The organism is Photobacterium panuliri (genome assembly GCF_059920555.1).
Genome location: NZ_CP197193.1, coordinates 1,199,450 through 1,225,406, shown reverse-complemented (window position 1 = coordinate 1,225,406; position 25,957 = coordinate 1,199,450). Strand labels below are relative to the sequence as shown.

The following is a 25,957-nucleotide window of genomic DNA, read 5'->3' as shown; positions in this document are numbered from 1 at the left end:
CGACTCATAATATGAAGTCTAAGAATTTTTCACAAGCTTGTGAAACCAATGGTTTATATCAGGTTTGTTAATATTCACCTTTAATATTTCCGCATTGTTTCAGTAAGCTTTGTTTTTGTTAAAATCGGATTTTTGCTTCTGATTTTTTAGTTGACCTAATGCGCACCCTTTAATTTATTTCAGAATATATTGTCTAAAGAATGAGCGAGTTTCTATCTGGCATGATTGCCTCTGTTTCTGCAAATGCCTTTTCCGATCTGTTTATTTATGCGATTGGTGCTGTTTTTGCCCTTGGCGTGTTTTTAGCCTTTTTAGGTAAAGCCAGTGGATTTGTGAATGGTGCGCCTAATCTAATGACATCATTAGGTATTTTAGGCACGTTTGCAGGGATTGTTGTCGGCTTGATGGAGTTCGACCCCAAAAATATTGATGGCAGTATTGAATTGTTGTTAATGGGCCTCAAAACTGCGTTCTTAACCAGTTTGGTGGGTATGTGTGCCACGATTTTATTTAAGTTATTTACGCCATTCATTCAAAAAGAAGAACAAGTGCAAGATGGTGCCATTGGACCCGATGATATCTATTCAGTTATGAATCAACAGCTTAATGTGACACAGGCACTGGTGGACTCTATTCGTGGAGATGAAGATTCATCACTGTCTTCCCAAGTACGTCTATTAAGAAGCGATGTAAATGATGGGAATAAATTGATTAAGGGACAGTTGTCGGAAAGCAACGAAAACCAACAAAAAATCGTATCTTCTTTGGTGGCAATGCAGTCTTCCCATACTCAATTTAGCGATCGTTTATGGCTGAAAATGGATGAATTTGGTGAGATGCTGTCAAAGTCTGCCACTGAACAAGTCATTAATGCATTGAAAGAAGTGATCACGGATTTTAATAACAGCTTGACCGAGCAGTTTGGTGAAAACTTTAAGCGTCTAGACGAATCTGTGAAAAAGTTGGTTGATTGGCAGGAAAATTATCGTACTCAACTGGAAGAGATGGCGCATAAGTATCAGTTGGGTGTAGATGCGATCAGTTCAACAGAAAAATCGGTAGCACACATCAGTGAGCGTGCAGATGCGATTCCAACAACGATGGAGAAACTGCATTCCGTGATGGAACTGGGTCATGCGCAAGTATTGGAACTGGAAGAGCGTCTAGAAGCCTTTAAAGAGCTGCGTGATCAAGCCGTTGAGGCGATGCCGCAGATCAAGCAGCAGCTTGATGAGACGATGTCTGTCATTGGTCAGTCGGTTGAATCAGCCGCAACGCATTATGAGCAAATGCTTGGTGAATCAAAAGCAATGATGGATTGTTTTGTTGAAGGCCATAAGAGTGCTACGGCACAGTTTAATGAATCGGCTGAACAAAATATTCAATTCATGAATGCGGAACTGAAGTCAACGTTGACACAGGCGAGTGAAGATTTGCTTGATAGTGTTGATTCAATTGGTGATGCATTGATTGAAAGCACAGATGAAGCAATGGGCAAAGTAACGAAAGCCATTGAAGCCACTAGTGATACTTATGTGCGCATGGCGACCGAGACAAATGCAACCATTGATAAGTTTGGTGCAACGAATACAGAAACCTTGCGTGTTGCCAATGAGCACGTGAAAGAGGTAATCACTGAAACGCAAAGTTTAGTTGAAAACTTCACTAATACTCACGGTGCATTAACACAACAGTTTGAACAATCAGCGCGTGAGAATATTACGGCTATGGCAACGGGTGTGAAAGAAGCTGTGCATGACTTTTCAGAGGAAGTCACTGAAAGCATTGAGGCGATTGGTGATACCTTGATTGAGCAGACTGAAAATTCAATGGCTAAAGTCACTCAAGCGGTTGATATGACGAGCGAAACATATGTGCGCTTGGCGACTGAAGCGAATGCGACCATTGATAAGTACAGTGAAACAAACAGTGAAACACTGCGTGTTGCGAATGAGCATGTGAAAGAGGTGATTGCTGAAACCCAGGGCCTGATCGAAAACTATACAGAAACGCATACTGAAATGACGGCGCAACTTGAAGCCTCCACAATCCAAAATGTCACGATGATGAACGAGGGTGTGAAGGGTGCGGTGGATGTCTTTACAGAAGAAGTCACGGGTAGCATTGAGGTGATGGGCAGCAAGCTGATTGAGCAGACTGAAAATTCAATGGCTAAAGTCACTCACGCGGTTGATATGACGAGTGAAACATATGTGCGCTTGGCGAACGAAGCGAATGCGACCATTGATAAGTACAGTGAAACAAACAGTGAAACACTACGTGTTGCGAATGAGCATGTGAAAGAGGTGATTGCTGAAACCCATGGCCTGATCGAAAACTATACAGAAACGCATACTGAACTGACGGCACAACTTGAAGCATCGACAACCAAAAATGTCACGATGATGAATGAAGGTGTGAAAGGTGCGGTGGATGTATTTACAGAAGAAGTCACGGGTAGCATTGAGGTGATGGGTAGCAAGCTGATTGAGCAGACTGAAAATTCAATGGCTAAAGTCACTCATGCGGTTGATATGACGAGTGAAACATATGTGCGCTTGGCGAACGAAGCGAATGCGACCATTGATAGGTACAGTGAAACAAACAGTGAAACACTGCGTGTTGCGAATGAGCATGTGAAAGAGGTGATTGCTGAAACCCAGGGTCTGATCGAAAACTATACAGAAACGCATACTGAACTGACGGCACAACTTGAAGCATCGACAACCAAAAATGTCACGATGATGAATGAAGGTGTGAAAGGTGCGGTGGATGTATTTACAGAAGAAGTTACGGGTAGCATTGAAGTGATGGGTAGCAAGCTGATTGAGCAGACAGAAGCAGCAATGGGCAAAGTTGAGGATTCTGTCAAGCAGACTTCCGTTACCTTCGATAAGATGAATGCAGAATCGAATCAGATGATTGAACAATATGGCCAAGAGTTCCGTAAGGTATTGGAAACATTCACTTCATCAGCAATTACCAGCATTCAATCAATGAGAACAGAAATTAGTGAGGGAGCCTCTGCTATTTCTGAGGAAATGAAGCAGGGAGCACATGAGCTGAGTGAAAAACTGGCTCAAAGTGCAGATGATATTTCGTCGAATATTGGTTCAGCGACGCATGGCCTGAATGCGATGAGCGAACACGTGGCACTGCGCGCGAGTGAAATTCAAGAGCATCTACGCGCTGCAATGGGTGAATTGAATAACAATATTAGTGACATGGTGAATGACTTAAACCGTCAGGCGAAAGAAACATCGAATATTCTTGTTGCCGGTAATGAGCAATTGGCGCAACAAACGAAGCAAACACAAGAAAGCGTATTCCAAGGTATTGCTGAGTTGCAAAACCGCTTAGAAGGTGTACTTGAGGAAGTCTTTGAGGCGCAGGTTCGTGAGATCAAACGTACATTTGAAAGTCTTGAAGAGCAAATCATTGAAAGTGTTGGACAAACAGGTCAGGCCGTTGAAAAACAGGTTGAAGTCTTAGATTTGCAGATGCAGCAAGAAATTAACCGTGTAATTAATGAAATGGGACAAGGTCTAGCTTCGGTTACACAGCAGTTTACACGTGACTATACGAAGCTAACAAATGAAATGAAGTCAGTGATTCAATCTGTGAATAAAATGGCTGTGTAATCATGAATCGTTTGTTTGGTTCCGTAAATTGCCATGATGAGGGTGGCGATCATTGGATGTCGGTTTCGGATCTGATGGCTGGCTTGATGATGGTATTTCTATTCGTATCGATATCATTGATGCGGGAAGCGATGATTGAGCGAGATAAAATTAAAGAAGTTGCAGTGACTTATCAAGAGAATCAACAGGCTATTTATAACGCATTAATTGATGAGTTTCAGAGTGATTTGGAGAAGTGGGGGGCTGCGATTGATCGGGATGATTTAAGTTTTAACTTTAACTCTCCTGAGGTGCTATTTGCTAATGGCCGAGCAGATTTGACAGTAGAGTTTAAAGTTATTCTTGATGATTTTTTTCCTCGTTACTTGCAGGTCATGGAAGATTTCAAGAACAGTATCCAAGAAATACGTATAGAGGGGCATACATCAAGCCGGTGGAATCATGGCAGCAGTGATGAAGAGGCCTACTTTAATAATATGCGATTATCACAGAGCCGGACGAGAGCTGTACTCCAATATGGTATTGAAATCCCTTCTGTTCGCATGAATCAATATGAATGGGTAAAAGCCCATGTTGCAGCAGTGGGTTATTCATCATCGAAGTTAGTATTCGCCGAAGATGGTCGTGAGGATGAAGAAAAATCACGTCGAGTTAGTTTTCGTGTATTGACGAATGCAGATACTCAGATTAGAAAAATTCTGGGGAATTAAGCATTGAAATTAACATTTGATATGGCTGCATTAAGTGCAGCCATAGAGTTGATGAGTCCAAAGAAAGGGCAATTCAATCTAGAATATACACCAAGTCATATCGATCCCATTGATATAGAGCTTGGGGAAGGTAAAGTCGTTGAGCTGAAAGATGTAGACGCGGAAACGGGTTTACTCAGCTACAAAGGCCGTCAGGTTTTACTTTATATTCGTGATATCGGTACTTCTGTTGTGGCAGCTTTGAATAATCCAGACGTTAGTGGGCCTAAATATCATGTGGCTGATTGTGCTAAGTTAAAAGGGATGCGAACTCAGGGATTGTTTGAGCGTTATGTCGTAACTAATGATGTAAGTGGTGAGTTTCTTCTGACCGGAACACATTATATTGATGGTAGGGATATTGAAGGTAAATCCAAGTTGAAGGTATGTAAGAGCTGTATTCGAGCCCTTAACTACCAAGGCTATGCAACGGGTGATGGAAATAATAAAGACAAAGTGTTCAAGAATTTCGATATGTCGAGATTTTTTGCAACATATAGTTCTTTTTTTCCACACATGCCTCAGCGTAAAGCGAGTGATTTACGTAAAGAATATACGGATGACTGGGGAAGAATTTCTGCTAAGTATAAAGTGGAAAATAAATACACCTGTGAGCAGTGTAATGTAGATTTAAGCGCCAGTAAGTATAAACATCATTACCATGTGCACCATATAAATGGGATTAAGCATGATAACTCTTTACATAATTTGATGGGATTATGCCCTGACTGTTTAAGTAAAGAAAAAAATGTCAAAGGCTTTTACATCATGCATGATGTTCGCCAATTGATAGCGAACCTTCGTCGTGAGCAGATGATCACTGATGATATTGAGAATTGGGATGATATATTTGAACTGACAGATCCTGCGGTTCATGGCCTGCTTCATCATTGCCAAAAAGCAAAGGTTAGATTACCTGAGCCAGGTTTTGATATTCAAAACAGTGAGCAAGAAGTCATTGGGTTACTTGAACTTGCATGGCCTCGTTTAAAATTTGGTGTTGCGATTTCGTCGGTTGATTTGGCCGTTGCCAATGAAAACGGGTGGACTGCAATCAGTGTGCAGGATTTTTTGATTAATGCTAAGAAGCTGCTTCCGCAACTTAAGTGATAACCTTACCTTTGGTAATATTTTTTACTTAAAAGAGAGTGATTTCATGATTATTCCTATTTTTATCAGTTAGTTATATGTTGGCTTGTTAGTTGCCTCTATTAATTAAGCATTAATGGAGGTAGCTATGTGTCAGTACTGTAGTAAGGTTTTGTCAAGAAGTTTATATCAACTAAATCAACAAACTCATGAAATGTTGAAATCATGTCCGGCTTGCTCTACGGTAGCTGGATATCACGTCTACTACCCTTCACCACAAGCATTTGGTTGTTCCAGTGCGCGAGTCAATAGCAAGAACAAACAAGGCATACAAAGTCATTGTAAATACTGTCGTTCTAAAAAAAGAGTTCCTTATACGGTTCAATCATTCTCTTGCGTACAAGTAAAAGACTTTTAATCTATTTAATTAGCAGATAGATATAATATTAAGTGGTATAAATTTTTTGAGTTTTTACATAAAATCATCGTGATCATTCAAGTGGAAAATTAGATATGTTGCCTTCAGTAATCAGTAGTCAGGTTGTAAACAGCCTGAAAAAATACATAAAATCCGCCTTTACGATGAATAGTCCGCGTTTTGAGAGTGATGACTATTCAATGGTTGGCGATTTTTTGAGCAATACAAGTAATTTGATAAAAGGGCCATATCTATCAGTACAGCTGCCGTTTAGGCAAAGTGAATTGTCACAACACTTTTTTGACCATTTTGATTTACCATTTCCGCCATATGCACATCAGGCTATTGCGTATCAGCGTTTAGGGCAACTGTATCCTCAATCTACATTGGTTGCTACGGGAACGGGTTCGGGTAAGACAGAGTGTTTTTTATATCCATTGTTAAATTATTGTGCTGGAAGTAGTGAGCAAGGGGTTAAAGCGATAGTCATTTATCCGATGAATGCGCTAGCGACCGATCAGGCAAAACGATTCGCTTCTACGATTTATCATAATGATGGCTTAAAGGGCAAGGTATCAGTAGGGTTGTTCGTTGGTGGTCAGGCAAAAGAGGATGCTGTAACCAGCATGTCAGCAGATCAGGTGATTACATGTAAACACCAGCTCCGAAAAAATCCACCAGACATACTTTTGACTAACTATAAGATGTTGGACTACCTGCTGATGCGCCCCGAAGATCAGAGCCTTTGGGAGCATAATCATGAAGGAACATTGCGTTATCTAGTTGTAGATGAATTACATACTTTTGATGGTGCTCAAGGCTCTGATTTGGCTTGCCTGATTCGCAGGCTTAAGTTCCATCTAAAAGTAGATACTACACAGTTTGCATGTGTCGGTACTTCCGCCACTGTCGGTGAGGAATTAGAACCGCTCATTGAATATGCCCGCGATATTTTTGATTCTGAGTTCAAAGAGGATTCAGTGGTTAAAGAAGATCGTTATCGATATGACGAGTACCTTGCTGAGGCGGAAGTTTCGGAGTTTACATATCCTCCTTTTGATGATTTTGAACAATTAAACCCAATCAATTTTGAATCTGAAGTCAGTTACATTAATCAGCAAGTTGAGTTTTGGTTTCCAAGTTTTGAAGATAAACTGCCTGATGATATTGAATCAGATGCTGGTCGTTTATGTCGGATTAAATTAGGTAAGGCATTAATGTCTCACCGATTTTTTCATTCACTACTACAAATGTTGAATGGTCAGATAAAGCCATTGTCATCTATTGTTGCAGCTATAAGTCCAGCTTTCGCTATCAGCGAAAATGATGCTGAACATGTCGTTCAGAGCTTTGTCGCTTTAGTATCGATTGCTCGACGAGAGATTTGTGAAAGTGAGCAGCAGCATTCTGCACGTCTCGCAATAGGTAAACCTCGCCCTGTTCTGCCATTTTTGCAAGTTCGTCATCAGTTATGGTTACGGGAGTTAAGACGCCTTGTTGCGAGTGTATCAAGTCGTCCAAAGCTAAGTTTTGGTGATGATATTTCAGATGAGTTGCCTGAAAAATATTTACCTGTGGTGAATTGCCGAGACTGTCACGTTACTGGCTGGGGGGGGTACATCAATGGTTATAGTGAACAATTGGAAACTCAGCTTGATGTATTCTATCGCTTGTTCTTTGCTGGTCATCACAGTGTCCGAGTGACGTTACCTATCAATGAAGAGACTGATCCTCCTGCAAAAGGGGTTATCCGTCGGGTGTGTACACGTTGCCTGACGATGAACCAAGATAGCCAAACGGAGGAATGTAAGCAGTGTGGACATGATGATCTGGTCAGAGTATTTATGCCTGATTTGGTGAAGACCAGTGAGAAGAAAGGCCCTCATTTTAGTAATTGCTGTCCGCACTGTAATAGTAAAAATGGGCTTTCAATTATTGGAGCCCAAGCTGCTACATTATCAAGTGTTGCAATTAATCAGATTTACGGCAGTAAATATAACGAAAATAAAAAACTGATTACCTTTTCGGACTCAGTACAGGATGCAGCACATCGTGCAGGCTTCTTTGCTGCCAGAACGTGGCCTCTTATGGTTCGCAGCCATATTGGCAACGTGGCTCAATATGCTGAAGGGCAGAACTTAGCTGCTTTTGCTGACCAAGTGGTAAGAGAAGCACACCAGCAGTCTGGTTCAAGGGAATCTTTTGTTGCTAACTTTATTGCACCAAACATGGAGTGGCTCAATGATTATCGAATGATGATCGATGAAGGTGAATTGGGCTCTTTAGCTGATGATAGCGCATTGCCACGATGGGTGGAAAAGCGACTTAATTGGGAAGTGTGTAGTGAGTTTGGTATGAGAGCGAGTATTGGGCGTACTTTGGAAAGGACAGCCGAAGTAACTTTTGATATTTGTAGTGATGAGTTACTACAAGCTTTATCCAAATTGCATGTTGATTTACAGGATGAGTTAGGTAATGAATTTTGCGGAATTCATGATACGCATATTGTTCATTTTGCATTAGGTGTTCTTCATAGAATGCGCCATAGAGGCGCGATCGTACATGAAGCATTAGAAAGCTATATTCGCGATGGTGGGGAAACGTATTATCTGACGAAAATCGATAAGCAAACTTCTCGCTATATGCCAAACTGGGGTAGTAAGACGCGGACTCCAGCTTTTTTGACTTTTGGAAAAAATAAACGTTTTGATCAATTACTGGGTTCAAAATCGCGTAATAGTTGGTATCAGAACTGGTTGGTAAAATGTTTTGCTAATGATGGCAATGTGATGATCACATCTCATGTCATGACAATATACACAATGTTATTGAAGGCATTAAAGAGTGCGAATATTGTCAAAGAGTTTGAATCAAAAGGCCATTCAGTATGGGGTATTGAGCCAAGTGCATTAATTTTAACTAATCAGGTTGTTATTCTTGGTTGTGACAAATGTACTGATTCGGTTTGTGTACCGGAGGCTTCTGTTCATTCATGGTTAAATCAACCTTGCCATAACGATAGTTGTGGTGGTGGGTATTCTAATAAGAAAGAAGTACAACCTAAAGAATGGTCTTTTTCGCAGGCTTATCGAGTGAATGCTGCAGAACATACCGGGTTGTTGGAGCGAAATACTCGAGAACAGACAGAAAACTCGTTTATCAAGGGTAACGTTAGTTGGTCTGTAAATTTATTGTCAGCGACACCAACGTTAGAAATGGGTATCGATATTGGCGACTTATCATCCGTACTTCTGTGTTCTGTTCCGCCGGCTCAGGCAAGCTATCTGCAGAGGATTGGCCGTGCAGGTCGAAAGGATGGAAATGCCTTTAATTTGACCGTAGCGGCTGGTAACCCACATGACCTGTATTTCTATCAAGATCCGTTAGATATGATGTCTGGTAGTGTTTCAGCGCCAGGTGTTTTTCTGGATGCATCAGCAATTTTAGAGCGACAACTTACCGCATTTTGTATGGATTGTTGGATCAAAACAGGTATTGGCAGCGAGCATATTGCTAAGCGTGTTAAGCAAATGCTTGATGCTTGCGAAGGGGAACAAATGGACCGTTATCCGTTTAATTTCCTTCAATATGTAGAAGAGAATAAAAAGGATTTATTCAATTTATTTATTGTTGTTTTTAACCGTCTCTCTGAGGGCTCTACACAAAAACTTCGGGACTTTATTCTAGGTAATGATGAGCATTACGGATTATCTGCTAAAATACAACAAAGCTTAGAGTTACTTGTAAAAGATCGTAAGTCTTTAATTAATCGTGCAAGTAAATTAAAACGAGCGATAGATAAGCTTAAAGAATCACCAGTTAAAGATAAAAATTATCAAGATGATCTTAATGAGCTTGATAATGAGCGAAATGCACTGCTGACGCTTGTACGGGAGATTAATGGTAAAGATACGCTTAACTTTATGACAGATGAAGGGCTTCTCCCTAATTATGCTTTTCCGGAGGCTGGTATAACACTTCGTTCCGTACTGTGGCGTAAGAAAGAGGCTGTAGAAATTAAAGATGGTCAAAGCCAGTATGTTACAAAGACGTTTGAATATGAACGTCCCGCAGCGGCTGCGATTTCAGAATTAGCGCCGACAAATCATTTTTATGCTGGTGGGCACAAAGTTGAAATCGAGCAAATTGATATGAAGGTGTCGGAACCTGAGACATGGCGTGTATGCAGTCACTGCAACCATAGTGAATTGCTAGAAGCAGATCAGTCTTCATCTTGTCCTAGGTGTGAGCACCCAGGGTGGGGGGATGCTGAACAAAAGATCAGGTTATTAAAACTTCGACAAGTTTATGCTCGTACGAATGTACGGGATGCTCGTATTTCAGATGATGCGGATACACGAACACCAGCTTTTTTCCAGCGCCAGCTACTTGTCTCTTTTAAGCCTGATGACGTTGAATACGCTTATGAAGTTGATAATGCAGATGTTCCATTTGGTTTTGAATATTTAAGTCGTGTTGCATTAAGAGATATTAATTTTGGTAGTGCATCAGAGGACGCCACAGAATTCTATGTCGCTGGTGAAAAGAAAAAAAAGACGGGATTTAAAGTATGTTCAGATTGCGGTGTTGTACAGAAAGAGCATACACCAGACAATCATGATATTAGCTGTAAATACAAAAATAGTGCATCAGAAGCTAAATACGAAGATTTTTTGTATCTTTATCGCCAGCTAGAGTCGGAAGCTGTTCGCATTTTACTCCCTGTGAGTAATTATGGGGCAGGTGAAATCACCGAAGCATCATTGAGTGCTGCTTTACAGTTGGGGATGAAATCTTACTTCAAAGGTAGTGTGGATCATATCAAGGGAACTATCTACAAAGAGCCAGAAGATGCAGGTGAAAGTTATCGTCATTATTTGGTGATTTATGATTCAGTACCTGGTGGTACAGGTGCATTAAAAGAGTTGATGCAGGATGCAGGAAATTTATTAAAACTGCTAAGAATCGCACTTGATCATATTAATCAGTGTGAGTGCAATCTAGAAGATAAAGATGGTTGTTATAAGTGTGTTTATGCATACAGGGATCGAGGCAAAATGCGTGCGATCTCCCGTGATCATGCGCGTAAGTTATTAACAACAATACTAGAGCACGAGCACGAGCTTAAGGCAATTCGTTCATTGTCTGATATTTCAATAAACGTAATGTTGGAGTCTGAATTGGAGCGTTTGTTTATCGAAACACTCCAGCAGGCCAGCACAGAGTTTATCATTGCAAAAGACTTTATCAATGGTAAAGCGGGATGGACTGTTTCTTCAAAGTTGAGTACAGATATTTCTTGGCATTTAGTTCCTCAGGTACACTTGGGGGAAAAGGACGGTGTTGCCATTGATACACGGCCTGATTTTGTTCTCTACCCAGCTTCTGAGTTGTTACAAGTTAAGCCTTTAGCTATTTACTTGGATGGTTTTGAGCATCATTACAATACGGTTCATGAGGATGTTGCAAAACGAAATGCGGTGCTTGCCAGCAACAAGTTTTATGTTTGGACGTTGGGATGGCACGATCTTGTAAATCAAAATGCTAAACATTTAAAGGAATTTCTAGGACTTTGCCGATCTGAAATTAAACAAAAAGAGGCTCATTACAGCTTGTTCAATAAGCGAAATTATGAAACGTTACGAAATATATATGATAACCGTAATAATTTTGACTTATTAAAAAGGTGGATGCATATCCCTGTGACGACATTAGCACATTTTAAGGAAGCCGTTTTTGCAAACAGCTTTTATTGGCTATCTATTAAAGGCTCGAAAGATATATCGATTAAGAATAAATTTGTCTATGAAATGAAAGAGAATGCAGCCTTACAGAGGCAAGAAGAGCTGTGCCTAGACAAACCCTATTTCTTTGGTGGTTTATTAGATGCGATTGGTACCTCACAAAAATTGGTCGAAGTTGCAGCTGTGATACCTGCTGAAAGCTATGTGAATGTTGTAAAAAAACAGATCAAAGGGCAAGAACCTTTTGATTATGCAGAGTCTGTTATGAGACTTCATGTCTGTTTTGATGATAGGTATACAATTGAAGATGGTTATGAGTATGCATTAAACGGTTTTTGGAAACTAGTTAATGTAGGGCAATTTCTATCAGATTTTTCGTTTACCTCGCGCAATGCTTTATTAGAGAAACCCTTGGCAGTATCGGATATAAATAAATCTGATAAAGGTAATGCTCCACAAGTGATGTTAGCCGAACAGGATGAGGCTTGGCAGGAGCTCTTAGAATTAGAGATCTTAGAGCAAGGAGCTGTTGAGATGATGATTGAAATGGGTATGCCTATTCCTGTTGTGGGTTTTGAGCTTAAAGACGGTGCGGGTGAAATCATTGCAGATGCAGAACTTGCATGGCCTGATAACAAAATTGTATTACTTTTGCCTGAGATGGATGAATACCACGCTGTTTTTGAAGGGCAAGGTTGGATTTCGATGATTGGCGAAGTCGATGAAAATACTATGAATAACATAAAAGACCTAATGGGGTGATATCAATGACAGTGGTTGAAATGCCAAAGGTAGCGATTGCCGGTGATTTTTTAGTTGCGTTTGCGAAAATCCCTAAGAAGCAACAAAAAAAAGTACAAGAATTTATTAGCAAATTCCGTCAGAACCCCACAAGTTCAGGAATTAATTACGAAAAAATTCGAGATGCTAAAACAGCAAATATTCATTCTGTACGTATTGACAATACATACAGGGGGATTGTGTTAAAACCAGAAAATGGCAACCTGTTCATGCTTATGTGGGTTGCTCATCATGATGATGCTTATGATTGGGCGCGGCGACATGATTGTCAGATCCACCCATCAACCGGTGCAATTCAGATTATTGATGTAACCAATATTACAGCTGTTAGTGTTGAGAAACCGGTTGTTCAGGATGTTAAAAGAGCTCTGTTTGCTGATTATTCGGCAGAGCAGATTATGGCTCTTGGTGTGCCAGATAGTTTTGTTGGTTCAGTCCTTGCTGTGATTTCAGAAAAAGAACTTGAGCAGCTAGAATCTCGTTTACCCTCTGAAGCTTACGAACCGTTATATCTGTTGGCATCCGGTGAAAACTATGACGAGTTGCTTGCATCATATAATGACGTAGGAGAAGAAACCGTAGATACGACGGATTTTGAAGCTGCGTTGGATAGAACAGCAACTCAGCGAAATTTCCGTGTTGTGACTGATGATCTCGAACTTCAAAATATGATGAATGCCCCTCTAGAAAAGTGGCGAGTTTTTCTTCATCCTAGTCAGAGAAAGCTTGTTACTCGTCAAGCTAAAGGGCCTACTCGAGTATTAGGTGGTGCAGGAACAGGTAAAACGGTTGTTGCAATGCACAGAGCTGTTTGGTTGGCGGAACAGTTGGAAAAATCTCCAAATGGAAAAATTCTGTTTACAACATTTACGCGTAACTTAGCTGCTGATATTAAAGCGAATTTGAAAAAAATTGCTTCTGAAGAGCAAATGGCACGTATTGAAGTCACAAATATAGATGGCTGGATAACTCGTTTTCTTAAAAGGTTCAATTATGATTATAAAGTTGTGTATGAAACTAATAAAGAACGCGAAAATTGTTGGAAGATCGCATTAGATCAGGCATCAGCAGAACTAGGGCTGCCAGAATCGTTTTATGAAGAAGAGTGGCGGCATATAGTACAGGCGAACGGTGTTAAAACAAAAGCTGACTATTTTAAAATTAGTCGAGTAGGCAGAGGAACACCCTTGAGCAGAATTCAGAGAGCAAAAATCTGGCCTGTTTTTGAAGAGTTCCGTAATCAGATGAATCGTAAACGTATTCGTGAAATGAATGATGCAATGCTTGATGCGATTAACATCGTTAATGAACAGAAAGTTATGTTGCCGTACACTTCAATAATTGTCGACGAAGCCCAAGATATGGGAAGTCAGGCGTTTACACTTCTTCGTGCAATTGTCCCTGAGCAAGAAAACGATATGTTCATTGTTGGCGATGGCCATCAGCGAATTTATCGCAACAAAGTTGTTTTGGGGCGATGTGGGATTAATGTTCGTGGACGTCGTTCGCAGAAACTTAAGATTAATTACAGAACGACTGAAGAAACACGTCGTTTTGCAACTAGCATATTAGAGAATGTTGCAGTGGATAATCTTGATGGCGAGCTGGATACATCGTCTGATTATTTGTCATTGTTCCACGGTAATGTTCCTATCTTGAAGCTAAATAAGACATTTGATGACGAAGTTGATTTTATCAAGTATCAACTTGATCAGTTGATTGAAGCCGAAGTGCCATTGCAAGATATTTGCATGGTCTCACGTACAAAATTTGTACGAGATAATTATGCAAAAGCATTAAGAGAGCGAGGTATCGAGACTTATTCTCTAGCGACAGATAGCTCGGATAGTGATAAACCGGGTTTACGTGTTGCTACAATGCACCGAGTTAAAGGTTTAGAGTTCCAATACATTTTTATCACTGGTGTAAATCAGGATGTCGTTCCACTCAAGCAGATATTGACGGAAGACCCTGTAGAAAGAAGAGATTATGACTTTAATGAACGAGCACTGCTCCATGTGGCAGCAACTCGTGCAATTAAGGGCTTATATGTAACGTCATCTAATAAACCAAGCCCTTACATAGCAGATCTTCTTCTATAAATTTCACATGTAAAATTATTTCTAAATCATAGACATCCTGTCACCACACTGGATGTCTATGGACAGATACTGACGTGACACAGCCTTGGTTAGTGATCGTCACTGTGCAGAAAGAGCATGGAATAGTTACTTGTCGGCATAAAATGACTATATTTAATTATGCTCTGTCGGCAATATTATAACCATTGAAGGGCAAGACAAATTAAAGCGCTTCAAATTTAAATAGATTCATGTTTGTTATATATAAATCGGCTATTTGATGATTAATAAGTATATTAGATGGATTTGTTTAACGATCATACCACTTATATATTTCATGGAATGAGAGTTATTAATATACCTATTATGTTGTTCGTATTACTTCTCTTGGAGATTATGTAATGAGTGTATCCAACGATCTATATCCAAATGCTTCGTCACCTCTTGAAAGAAAAGACAGCGGTGTGCCATATGTGCGTCAAGGCCTTAAAGTAGAATCTTATAACGATTTTGACCCACTGAAGCATGTGATTGTAGGTATTGCCGACAACCAGCATATTCCAGAACAATGCCCTGCTAGTAACGAAAAAATTCCAGCAGACTCTCCAATGCGCGGTGGCAAGGCTGGTCGTCGTACACAAGAGACTATCGACCGAGCTAATGAATGCCTGAATGGCTTTGCCAAGATCCTAGAAAATCGCGGCATTATCGTAGACCGCCCAGGAGCCGTTGATTGGCACCAGCGTATTACTACCCCTGATTTTACTATCAGTTCTGGTTTCGGTTGTATGCCTCCTCGTGACTGCCTACTTACCATGGGTAAGAGCATTCTGATGGCACCGATGAGCTTCCGCAGCCGTTACTTCGAATATCTGGCTTATGTTGATTTGCTACGTGAATATTTCGAATCTGACCCTGAGTGCTTGATTGAGCAGGCTCCACGCCCACGTCTTTCAGACGATAGCTTCCGCATGGACTACGTAGCTGCGTACGAGTTCCTGTCTGATGAAGAAACCATGGCGCGTTCACTGCGTAAAGAGTACTCAACCAAAGAAACCGATATCCTGTTTGATGCTGCAGACGTGATGCGTCTGGGTAAAGATATCTTCGTACAGCACGGCTTGACCACTAACCTGGCCGGTATTCGCTGGATTAAGCGTAAGTATGAGCCACAGGGCTACCGTGTTCATACTCTGAGCTTTGAAGATAATCACCCAATCCACATCGATGCAACTTTCTGTCCACTACGTCCAGGGCTGATGCTGCTTAACCCGCACCGTCCATTGTTCAAAGGGCAGCGTGAAATCTTTGAGAAGAACGATTGGCAGATTGTTGAAGCGGTTTCTCCTGCTTGGGATAACCCACCACCGCTATGCTACTCAAGCACCTGGTTGTCAATGAATACGCTGATCCTTGACCATAAGACAGTGTGTGTTGAAGCCACTGAAACCGGTCAGATGGAACAGTTCGATAAACTTGGCTTCGAAGTTATTCCGGTTGACCTGCGTGATGCTTATGCCTTCGGCGGTGGTCTACACTGTGCAACGGCTGACGTATGGCGTGAAGGTACTCGTGAAGATTACTTCCCGAACCAATTCACAGGCTCTCACAGCATCGAGCATTGGGAATACTAATAACAATCCCATATTACCGAAGACGCCGGAACCCTTATGGGTTCCGGTTTTTTTGTTTAGATAAAATAGGGATTGGAAAAATCCGATCTATCACATTAAGGATGAAATATAAGAAAATGTTCCAGTAATATTAGATCGCAATAGGTTATTGCTAAGTAATATGTCTTCGGTAATATTTTTATGATGAATGTTGAGTTAGGTTGGAGAAGTAGCCATTTATTGTATTGTTAATTTCAGGGGGAGGTACATGAGAAAATCACGGATAGCTAGGAAACAAAATAGTGTTTATGTTTTTATTAGTGCTTTTTTATCTCACTTCTCGTTCTGACTTTTTCTAATGCCCCAAAAACATTGCCGGTGACAGATCTTATTATCAGCTGTTTTTTCGTAAGTATAGTCTTATCGCTTTTATTTTTTCTTGTTTCCATATTATGGGGCGATGGTTCAATATCCAGCGAAGAGAACAATGATGATGAGAATAACAGCGGGTATATGGAAAACTATGATTCTCGCGATGGTGGGGATGATTAAGCGCCGTTTGGGCGCTTAAGCTAACTGATTTTGTAGTTGCCCGACAACGCTACGGTGAGTGGCAACATAGTGGTGCTTGTTTAGGTGGCTGGCCCTGTACTCACGGGGGGTAACCCTTATGACACTTTTGAACTTGGCATTGAAATTAGATAAGGACGAAAAGCCCACCTCGGTGCCAATGTGTGCGATGCTCCAGTCGGTGGTTACCAAGTAGCGTGCGGCCTGACGGACACGTTGTTCGATAAGATATTGCTTGAAGGTGATCCCTAGGTTGGCGTGGAAAAAACGTGAGAAGGTACTGTCGGCCATATGGATTTGGTTGGCGACAGTCGCGACAGAAAGCGGTTCGGCTAAATTATCTGCAATATATTTTAGTGCGATGCGAACCTTGTCTTCAATGCGCTGGCTGTTGACGATGTCAAAATTACAATCACTCAAGCTTGAATAGCTCTGCCTTGAGAGCGCTTCTAGTAAACCCAGCAAATTAAGCACTTGTGAAAACTCATAGGAATTATTCACCGCATTAAGGTAGGTATGTACGCTGGAACTAGGTGAAATATCAAATATCGACCCGCCCCGGGCATTCTCCAGCATCAGTTTGATATCACTAAATTGGATGCTATCGATAAATGTTTGGCCCAGTGCGTTAAGGCGAAAATGAAGGACGTCGCACTCTTCTGCTATGTTGTTTTTGTCGGCGGGTTGAAATTCAAAGCGATGGGGTGAGAAGGGAGTTAGCAGAACAAGTTGGCCGGGGGAAAGTTTATGGACGGTTGCCCCCAAAAACAGAGAGCAGCTTGTGGTGCGGGGCCAGACAAGCACATAATCAGCGCAAAATAGCAGGTGTTCTGTCTGTTTCGCCGCCTGTAAATCAAAGAGCAAAAATTTTGGCGTATTCGCTATAACACGTTGGCACATATTATCGACCTCAAACTTTACTTGTTTCTATTCTCTCTGTTGATACCGTTGATCACTAGGGTATCAATGGCGAAATGTGATATTTGATTGGATGAGCATCACAGGTTTAATAGAGAGTTGGGGCCATAAACAGCCCCTTAATATCCCTTGAGAGAATGCTTGCGTGGTTGCTAGTGCCGATCTGAGGTTAAGCCGTACTGCCGGTGCGTTCAAAAGCGAGGATCCTGTGCTCGATTTTGAGCATCACCAGAGCGATGATCCCGTTCATACCCAGATACAGTATGCCGGCGGCTCCGAACACGGCAAGGGTGTCATAGGTTTGTGCGTTGAGCTGCTGGGCGTATCCGGTGATATCGAGCAGGGTAATGGTACTGGTTAGCGATGAGCTTTTCAGTACGATGATGACCTCGTTTGAATAGGCGGAAAAGGCGCGTCGTAACGCATAAGGCACTAGGATGCCGAGGGTTTGTATTTGGCTAAAACCCAATGCCTCGCAGGCTTCCCATTGGCCGCTTGGAATGCGTTTTAATGCCCCGTGGAACAGCAAGGTTGTGTAGGCGGCACAGTTGAGGGTTAGCGCCAGCGTTGCACAGAACCAAGGTGAGGAGAACAGGGGCCATAATGCACTCTCTCGGATGATTGCGAATTGTCCCGGCCCGTAGTAGATGAGGAATATCTGTACTAATAGAGGCGTGCCGGTGAAAAGTGTCAGGTAGAGCTTAGTGAGGGAGTGTGCAATAGGAAGTTTGAGGGCCAGGATCAGAGTCATGAGCAGGGCCAGTGCCAGCCCGATAATCAGGGCGACGACTGTCACCGACAGGGTGATCGGTAGCCCATTGAGTAGTTCGCGAATATAGTCGCTCATGATATAGCCCTCTCAAAGTGGGTGACGCGCGATTCAATGCGCTTTAGGCACCATTGGCTGCAGATGGATATCACAAGGTAGATCAAGGCGGCCATGGCGAACCAAGTGAATGGTAGGAAGGTAGCCGAAGAGGCAAGTTGTGCCTGCCACATCAGGTCGTTCACCCCGATGAGTGACACCAACGCGGTATCTTTTAGTAGCACCAGCCATTGAGCCCCCAACCCCGGTAGAGCATGGCGCCAAACCTGCGGCAAAATGAGTCGGAAAAATATCACATGCTTGGGCAAGCTAAGGGCAATGCCGGACTCCCATTGGCCGACGGGAACTGCATTGAACGCGCCACGAAGCGTTTGCGAGGCATAGGCGGCGAAGATCAGGCTCAGTGCCATCACCCCACACCAAAAAGGCTGGAATTCGACATAACTTCCGGTGATCAGGAACAGTACTTGTGTGGAACCGAAATAGATGAACAGGACGACCAGTAGCTCCGGGGGACCCCGCAGCAACATCATGATGGTTTTGATTGGTACGGCAACGAATTTCAACCGGGAGCGTTCCATTCCGGCGATACTGACGGCAAGGACGAGGCCGAAGGCCAGCGCGGTCAGCGCCAGCCCGATAGTCATCAATGCTGCCGGAAATAACTGCTGATAATATCCAGACATAAGCATTCACCTGTTACATGAACCATTTGTTGTAAATTTCTTGGTAAGTACCGTCCGCTTTGATTTCAACAAGGGCGGTATTGAGCTGTTTGAGCAATGCTTGGTTCTGCGGATGGACGGCAATCCCGAAGCCTTGGCCGAAATAGGCGCTATGGGTAATAGGCTGGCCGATCATGTTCAAGGTACTGTCTTTTTTCATCCATTCGCTAATGACGGCTGTATCGCCGAAGACGGCATCGACACGTCCGCTTTTCATATCAATGAACGCATTTTGATAGTTGGTATAAGGTACCGGGATCAGGCCAGGAAGCTGATCTTTGATGTATTTCTGATGAGTTGTGCCGTTTTGCACCCCGACTCTCTTACCTTTAAGGGCTTGTGCATCGGTCACGCTATTGACGGAAACAAAGACGGCAGCGTTGTCGTAATAGGGATCACTGAAGGCGACTTGTTTCTGGCGTTCGGCGGTAATGTCCATTCCGGAGATTGCCGCGTCGTAGCGACGAAGTTTGATGCTGGGGATCAGGCTGTCAAACGCGTGGTTGTGGTAGCTGCAGCTGATCTTCATTTTATCGCACAGGGCATTGGCGATATCGACATCAAAGCCAATGATTTCGTTCTTTTCGTTGGTGAACTCAAAAGGCGGATAGGTGGCATTCATGGCAAATTTGACGGTGTCCTGCGTTGTCGCTGTCGCGCCAAGCGGAGCGGTACACAGTGCTAGCAATACCACTTTGCCTAAAGGGGGGAATGGAAATCCTGACATGTTGTGCTCCTTGTTGGTGTTGTGTCCGTGTTGTTGAATGGTGTTTATATTGTGCTGTGCCAAAACGTTAACTCAGTGCGATAGATAGTGAGAGAAGGCCTCGGTAGTGGGAGACGACAGGCAATCGGCCGTGCCCATTTCAACAATCTTGCCGCCTTCGAGATAAATCACATGGGTTGCAATTTTGCGCGCCAGTTCTACTTCGTGGGTGACGACGACTTGGGTGATACCGGTGGCCGAGAGCTCTTTGACGATACTGATAAGCTGGGTTGTGATAGCTGGGTCAAGGGCGGCGGTAGGCTCGTCAAACAGCAGTACTTCAGGCTCCATCATCAAGGCCCGGGCAATCGATACACGCTGTTGTTGCCCACCTGATAGCTGGAGTGGGTAGCGTGATTCCAAATCATAAAGGCGCAGGCGTTTGATCAGTTCGGCGGCTTTGGCATTGGCGAGTTCCCGGGGCATTTTCTTGACCTTGATAGGAGCCTCGACCAAGTTTTCGAGTACGGTCATATGGGGCCAGAGATTGTACTGCTGAAAAACCATGCCGACTTTTTGCCGCAAATGGGAAATGGCGCTTTGGTTGACCGGGAGATCAAAAAGGAAGTTTTGGTCATCAATGTGCATTGCGCCAGCTTTGGGGATCTCCAATAAGTTGAAGACGCGCAGTAAGGTACTTTTTCCTGCGCCGCTGGGGCCAAGCAATACCAGAACATCGCCTTTTTCTATATTAAGGCTGACATCAAATAGGCACTGGTTCGTCCCATAGAAGCAGTTGATATTATCGAGCCTCATAATCACCTCTGATATTTAATCCGCAAAAATGCGTGTTCTATTCTTAGGTTTTATTTAAGGCTTTTTTTTCTCTTGAATATATAGTTTGAATTTAGCTTGAGCTTTTTTTGATAGTGGTTAGTTATTTTATGGCAACGAAAACTATTTTGGATGAGATATAAATAATCTTGTCCAAATCATAATGCTTCATTTTTACGGGGTGTTCATAATTGTAGCGATGAAGGAACAGCTAGATGAGGGATGCCTAAGGGTTTTTACGTGTCTAAACGCGGAAAAACACTTACGTTTCAGTTGTCATGTCGGTATTCAAACATGACGTTGAGCTCGGCTTGCCGAGCTCTTTTTTGCATATTCTCATCGGTTTCGTTCACAAAGGTAACGCGTTTTAGCTTCTTTTGTTTGGCATTAGTATGCCGAGCAATGTATATCTATCGCTCATTTTTTCATGTGTTGCATCGTGTTTCATTAACAGAAAGTGTGATAGATCGCATTATTATTAATACTGTTCGAGTTGCATCGAAAGGATGTTTGACGCTGCTCACCGCTCTTGATTGTCAAATTGGTATGTTATTCCGATATTGAAACTGCTCAACGCAGGGAGCGTCCGATGCGATCTCACAGTAATATTGACAATGATTTTTTCCTTGTTGCACTGGATACCGAACCGCAGTGTGTCCCGCACTATCACGAGTTTGCTGAAATCCTGTTCACTGATGATTCGCCATTATCACTGTTGATTGATATAGACCATGCTATAACAGCGGAGCCTGGCAGTATTGTCTATATCCCCCCACAGACCCGGCATTTGGTTTCCCGTCCTCTTGATAGCAGCCCTTGCCGAAGTTTGCAGATTAACCTGCAACGCCTGTATTTGATGGTGGCCCAAACACCTTATGTGTCACCGATAGAAAAGCTCTATGAGTTTGAAAAAAACAACATGGTTTTTTCTGGCGAGGCAGCAAAAAAAATCATCGAAATGTCGCGCAATATAAAAAATGAATTTGAGCTGAGTAATTTGAGTGAAGTCATTCAAATTATCTGCTTGTTGGATAATGAGCGTAGCGGTGTGTATGACGGTGAACTGCGGAGAAAATCAAAAAAAGAAATCGATTTGTGCGCGTCATTGAATGTGATGTTATCGAATTCTCCCGCAAGAAATTGGAATATTGACCATATTGCCAAGAAGTTTTTCATGTCGCGTTCAACTTTCAATCGGATTATCAAAAAAAATACCGGTATGCCGTTCCATTCCTGGATCCTCCAGCGAAAAATGGATTTAGCCTGTGAGTCGCTCCGGACACAAGAAAAGTCCATTCAGGAAATCTCCGATATCCTCGGTTTCTCGTCTGCCTCCCATTTCTCGAAAGCATTTCGTGACCGTTTCGGCACGACCCCCAGTGAATATCGGCTTGCTCAGGGGCAGCCGGTGTTGTAGCCAAGGGCCACTGCAATCATGCAGTGGCTCTTTGGTTTTTGTTGTCGTTTTATCTGTTGTGTTGCTCAAAATATTCTTGGCAGTTAATCACAAAGGGGCTTGCCGCAGGTTTCCTTGCTAAATGACATTGCGATCAAGGCGACAATAGCCGCCAGTACCAGATAGTAAGCCGGGGCAATTTGCGATCCCGTGACATTAATCAGCCAAGTCGCAATGAGGGGGGCTGTACCGCCGAACAAGGCGTTGGCGCAGTTGAATGTAAAGGCAAAGCCGCTGTAGCGCATTGGGGTTGGGAATATTTCGGTCAGGAAGCAGGCTAGCGTCCCGTCATTCATGGCCAGCATAGATACCAGCAGGATCTGTGCGATAACAATTAACAGCAATGACTGGCTGCCGATCAAATAAAACAGCGGTACGGTGAGGACAATGAAGCCAATTGAGGCGTAAGTCAGGGTACGTTTTCTGCCTAGTGAGTCAGACAGTACGCCCATGTAGAACACCAACCCAATGTAAACAGAGAGGGTCAGGGTGGACATCAAGAACGAGGTGGTTTCGGCAAGCCCTAATTCAGCTGATAAGTAGGTCGGCATGTAGCTAAGCAGGGTATAAAAACCGACGGCATTAAGGCTGGTAACACCAAACGCGATTAATATTTCTTTGGGGTGGTGAGAGAGGAGGCGCTTGAGAGGAACTTGGCTTTCTTTTTGCCGGTTTGCACTTTCTTCTTCCATTTGTCTGAATTTCGGTGAGTCTTCAAGGTGCACTCGGATATAGCGTCCGATTAGGCCAAATGGTGCTGCCAGTAAAAATGGAATTCGCCAGCCCCAGTCACTGAGTTGTTCGGCACTGAGCAATGTGTATAGCATTGAGACAAACAGCGCGCCGAATAAGAGCCCTGCCGCTGTACTGGCCGGTACGATAGCGGCATAAAGCCCGCGTTTGTTGTCAGGGGCATACTCAGCTAGAAATGTGGCGGCACCTGCGTATTCACCGGAGGCTGAAAACCCTTGGATCAGACGGGCGATAAGCAAGATGATTGGGGCGGCCAGTCCAATGCTCTGGTAGGACGGAACAAGTGCGATACAAAAGGTCGCGCAGGACATGATGATGATGGAAACCGACAGGGCATTTTTGCGTCCATAGCGATCGCCAATATGGCCCCAGAATATGCCGCCAAGGGGTCTGACGAGGAATGACAGGGCAAAGACGGCAAAGGCGGCAAGAAGACCGGATGTCTTATCTGTTTGGGGGAAAAAAACAACGGCGATGACAGTGGCGAGGTAGCCGTATGAGGCGTAATCGAACCATTCGACAAAGTTGCCGATGAAACTGGCCGTCGCGGCTCGTTTGAGCTCCCGGTGGGAGTCATCCTTGTTTTCCGGGTACGTACCCGGTGAGAGGGTTGTAGCCATAAAATCTCCTAACGTTGCTTACGACATAACGTCTGGGGTGGCTGTATTGCCAAGGAAAATGAAAAACCCTGCTGCAAGTTATGCAGCAGGGTTTGGTTGTTATGGCGTAACCACTTTGGCTTTATGCCTATTTTTAAGGTTGTTGACGAGGCTCAGCCCCATTTCACTGACACCGCCGAGGATAATCAGCAAGCCGCCGATAGACTGCGCCATGGACAGTGGCTCGTTGAAAATCAGAATACCGATAATTGAGGCGACCACACATTCCCAGTAGGAAACACAGGCGAATTCGACAGCTAGTAGGTTGCGAGTGGCAATGGTGCAGAGTGACAGGGCACCGAACCCGCATACAATACCGATGGCAATCCACCAAACCCAGTCAGTTGCGGTCATTTGCGCCACAGAAGGGTTGGTGAAGATGAACAGCATGCAAATGCCACCGACCGCGAAGACGAAGTTCCAGAATGAGCGTACATCTCCGGGGACATCTGTACGGTAACGGCCGAAGAACAGGAACAGGCCATAGCCGACACCGGATGCCAATGCCAGCATGTCACCGAAGAAGGTTTCCTTGGAGAAGCTGATACCGACTTCGATACCGCCAGGGGTGAACTTGACCAAGCCTACAATGAGCAGCATCCCGACAAACACCGCAGAGATTGCAAATAAGGTGATGGGCTTGAGTGGCTCTTTCAAGAAGATGATGGCCAATAGCGATGAGATGATAGGGCCGACGTAGATGAAGAACACGGCATTGGCGATAGAGGTGTGCTGGGTGGCGGCAACATAGGCCGACAGGCAGGTTCCCATGAAGAAACCGCTGGCGATCATGGATGGCGAGAGCTTGTACTTCTTTAAGTCTGACAATCGCCCTAGTCGCATCAGGATAAAGAAGAATAGGATTGCGCCGAACATCATGCGCGAGAAGGCGATAACATCACCCTGTGCATTGATGTGGCGGGCGAAGAATCCTACAAAACCCATTAGGGTGGCCGCACCGAAGGCGGATACGAAGCCAACAACTTTGGCATTGTCAGTCCAGCTCATGATCATAATCTCCGTTGAATAGGGTATGTTCCGTTTTATGCAAGACGCGTTGACGACACGTTTTGTTTGTTTTTGTTGTTATAACCTGAAGATGATCGTTCGCTTTGACATAAACGCACTATTGGCTATCAAAATTGTTTCACGATATCGATATTTTGCGCTGGCGCTATGCGTCGGTGGCATTGGAGGGTGAATAAAAACGCAATATTGTCTGGTGGTAATAGTGTTTTGAGCTTGAATGGGATAATGGAGTTGGTTATTGCGTGCTACAGTGTTGGGACATTGTGTTGTTGTCTTTCTCAGTGAGAGTAGGAGTACGCTGTGGAAATAATCAATGTCGATACCGATACGCTACCAGTCTACCTAAACCTATCGCAACCTTATGAAGCGGAGTTTTCGGTCTATACCGGGAAGGTGCCTGATGAGCAGGGGCTGTTCTTCATGGATACGCTGATCGGGGGCAACGTGAAAGGGTTCTTGCTGTATATCGACAATGCACCCGCTGGCTTGGCTGCTATAGCGGAGACGGCCCCAGGCCATTTTGAAGTGTGTGATTTTTATGTCGTGCCAGTGTTTCGCAAAAATCGTGTCGGGCAAGCATTTGCCCATGCGCTGTTTGCCATGATGCCAGGGCAGTGGGTCAGCAAGCAGATTGCCGGGGCGGATCATGCCGTCGCATTCTGGCGTCGGGCCATTGGGGTATATACCCATGAGCGCTTCGAGGAGGATACCTATCAAGACGCTTATTGGGGGCCTGTTACCCGGCAGCAGTTCCAGATCATTGCCTAAAACGCATCCCTATTTCCATCGAATAATGCTAATACCCAAGTTGCTGGTGTGACTTGGGTATTTTGTGCATTAGCAATTTCCTTTTTTGGCTTGCCCTGGCGGACAAAAATGGCCATGACCGTGATTATCGTTAGAGCTGGCTTTAATCGTGACACCATCAAGCTCCCCTTCTATATGGGTCAGCTGACAACCTGTGATAGTGAGGGTGCCAATGATAAGCAATGCCGTAAGAATGATTTTTTGCATAGCGATTTCACTCCTGAATGTGGGCGGGCGACTCTATCAGCGAGAGTCTTTAATCATGTCATCGCTGTGTAAAATTCAATCAACGTTGTTGTACTGGAATAAAAATCGGGTGCCTGCGTGAGTAAATGGGATGTTTTTCCCCTGTTAAGTGGGGCCATGTTTTCGGGAGGATATGGCGAAATAGTATTTCATTGCAGGCAAAGGGTGGTAATATCTTGTTACAATTTACTGGGGATTATCAATGCTGCCAAAGGGTTACCAATATTGGTAGGTGGCTAGGGAGCAAGTACCACTGGAGAGTGCGGTAAGGACACCTTGATAATGATCTCAT

General features: G+C 43.5%; 16 protein-coding genes. 8 read left to right on the top strand and 8 right to left on the bottom strand.

The genetic code is table 11. The features are described 5' to 3' along the window. The first annotated feature begins 200 nt into the window (after window positions 1-200). From ACSF8X_RS21790 to ACSF8X_RS21765, 6 genes are all read left to right on the top strand, one after another. Window positions 201-3,641, top strand: coding sequence for an apolipoprotein A-IV repeat region-like domain-containing protein (locus tag ACSF8X_RS21790; RefSeq protein WP_500851434.1), 3,441 nt, complete (start codon window positions 201-203; stop codon window positions 3,639-3,641). Window positions 3,642-3,643: 2 nt separating this feature from the next. Further along, entirely contained in the window at window positions 3,644-4,351 is a 708-nt protein-coding gene (locus ACSF8X_RS21785) for an OmpA/MotB family protein (RefSeq protein WP_500851433.1), read from the top strand. Between the two features lie 3 nt (window positions 4,352-4,354). Beyond that, window positions 4,355-5,500, top strand: a complete 1,146-nt coding sequence (locus ACSF8X_RS21780; protein ID WP_500851432.1) for an HNH endonuclease — start codon at window positions 4,355-4,357, stop codon at window positions 5,498-5,500. Window positions 5,501-5,992: 492 nt separating this feature from the next. Then, window positions 5,993-12,403, top strand: a complete 6,411-nt coding sequence (locus ACSF8X_RS21775) for a DEAD/DEAH box helicase (protein ID WP_500851431.1) — start codon at window positions 5,993-5,995, stop codon at window positions 12,401-12,403. Between the two features lie 5 nt (window positions 12,404-12,408). After that, on the top strand, window positions 12,409-14,544 hold the full coding sequence (locus tag ACSF8X_RS21770; protein ID WP_500851430.1) for a UvrD-helicase domain-containing protein: 2,136 nt from the start codon (window positions 12,409-12,411) through the stop codon (window positions 14,542-14,544). A gap of 380 nt (window positions 14,545-14,924) precedes the next feature. Further along, window positions 14,925-16,157, top strand: a complete 1,233-nt coding sequence (locus ACSF8X_RS21765) for a serine/threonine protein kinase (protein ID WP_500851429.1) — start codon at window positions 14,925-14,927, stop codon at window positions 16,155-16,157. A gap of 546 nt (window positions 16,158-16,703) precedes the next feature. On the opposite strand, the gene ACSF8X_RS21760 is transcribed toward ACSF8X_RS21765, so the two are convergent. The 5 genes from ACSF8X_RS21760 to artP form a co-directional block, all read right to left on the bottom strand. After that, window positions 16,704-17,606, bottom strand: a complete 903-nt coding sequence (locus ACSF8X_RS21760; protein ID WP_500851428.1) for a helix-turn-helix domain-containing protein — start codon at window positions 17,604-17,606, stop codon at window positions 16,704-16,706. 187 nt (window positions 17,607-17,793) lie between these two features. Further along, window positions 17,794-18,474, bottom strand: a complete 681-nt coding sequence (gene artM, locus ACSF8X_RS21755; RefSeq protein ID WP_157037829.1) for an arginine ABC transporter permease ArtM — start codon at window positions 18,472-18,474, stop codon at window positions 17,794-17,796. Continuing rightward, the gene (artQ, locus tag ACSF8X_RS21750) at window positions 18,468-19,142 is read right to left on the bottom strand and encodes an arginine ABC transporter permease ArtQ (protein ID WP_500851427.1); all 675 of its coding nucleotides are present in this window, start codon (window positions 19,140-19,142) and stop codon (window positions 18,468-18,470) included. The genes artM and artQ overlap by 7 nt, the downstream gene beginning before the upstream one ends. Window positions 19,143-19,149: 7 nt before the next feature. Further along, window positions 19,150-19,902 carry an arginine ABC transporter substrate-binding protein gene (locus ACSF8X_RS21745; RefSeq protein WP_500851426.1) on the bottom strand — a complete coding sequence of 251 codons (753 nt, stop codon included), beginning with the start codon at window positions 19,900-19,902 and terminating at the stop codon, window positions 19,150-19,152. 72 nt (window positions 19,903-19,974) lie between these two features. Next, complete coding sequence (gene artP / locus ACSF8X_RS21740) at window positions 19,975-20,703, bottom strand: arginine ABC transporter ATP-binding protein ArtP (RefSeq protein ID WP_500851425.1); 729 nt, start codon at window positions 20,701-20,703, stop codon at window positions 19,975-19,977. Between the two features lie 601 nt (window positions 20,704-21,304). Between artP and ACSF8X_RS21735 the strand changes: the two genes are divergently transcribed. Next, window positions 21,305-22,132, top strand: a complete 828-nt coding sequence (locus tag ACSF8X_RS21735) for an AraC family transcriptional regulator (protein ID WP_500851424.1) — start codon at window positions 21,305-21,307, stop codon at window positions 22,130-22,132. 83 nt (window positions 22,133-22,215) lie between these two features. Here ACSF8X_RS21735 and ACSF8X_RS21730 read toward each other — a convergent pair whose 3' ends face one another. Together ACSF8X_RS21730 and ACSF8X_RS21725 are read right to left on the bottom strand one after the other, a co-directional pair. Next, on the bottom strand, window positions 22,216-23,544 hold the full coding sequence (locus ACSF8X_RS21730; protein ID WP_500851423.1) for an MFS transporter: 1,329 nt from the start codon (window positions 23,542-23,544) through the stop codon (window positions 22,216-22,218). A gap of 99 nt (window positions 23,545-23,643) precedes the next feature. Continuing rightward, window positions 23,644-24,591, bottom strand: a complete 948-nt coding sequence (locus ACSF8X_RS21725) for a DMT family transporter (RefSeq protein WP_500851422.1) — start codon at window positions 24,589-24,591, stop codon at window positions 23,644-23,646. A gap of 321 nt (window positions 24,592-24,912) precedes the next feature. Here ACSF8X_RS21725 and ACSF8X_RS21720 point away from each other — a divergent pair, with 321 nt between their 5' ends. After that, window positions 24,913-25,380: a GNAT family N-acetyltransferase gene (locus ACSF8X_RS21720; RefSeq protein ID WP_500851421.1), complete on the top strand. Its 468-nt coding sequence runs from the start codon at window positions 24,913-24,915 to the stop codon at window positions 25,378-25,380. A 69-nt stretch (window positions 25,381-25,449) separates the two neighbouring features. Here the strand turns inward: ACSF8X_RS21720 and ACSF8X_RS21715 are convergent, their stop codons facing one another. Beyond that, window positions 25,450-25,626 (bottom strand): hypothetical protein, encoded by a 177-nt coding sequence (locus ACSF8X_RS21715; protein ID WP_500851420.1) that lies wholly within the window; start codon window positions 25,624-25,626, stop codon window positions 25,450-25,452. Window positions 25,627-25,957: the final 331 nt, after the last annotated feature.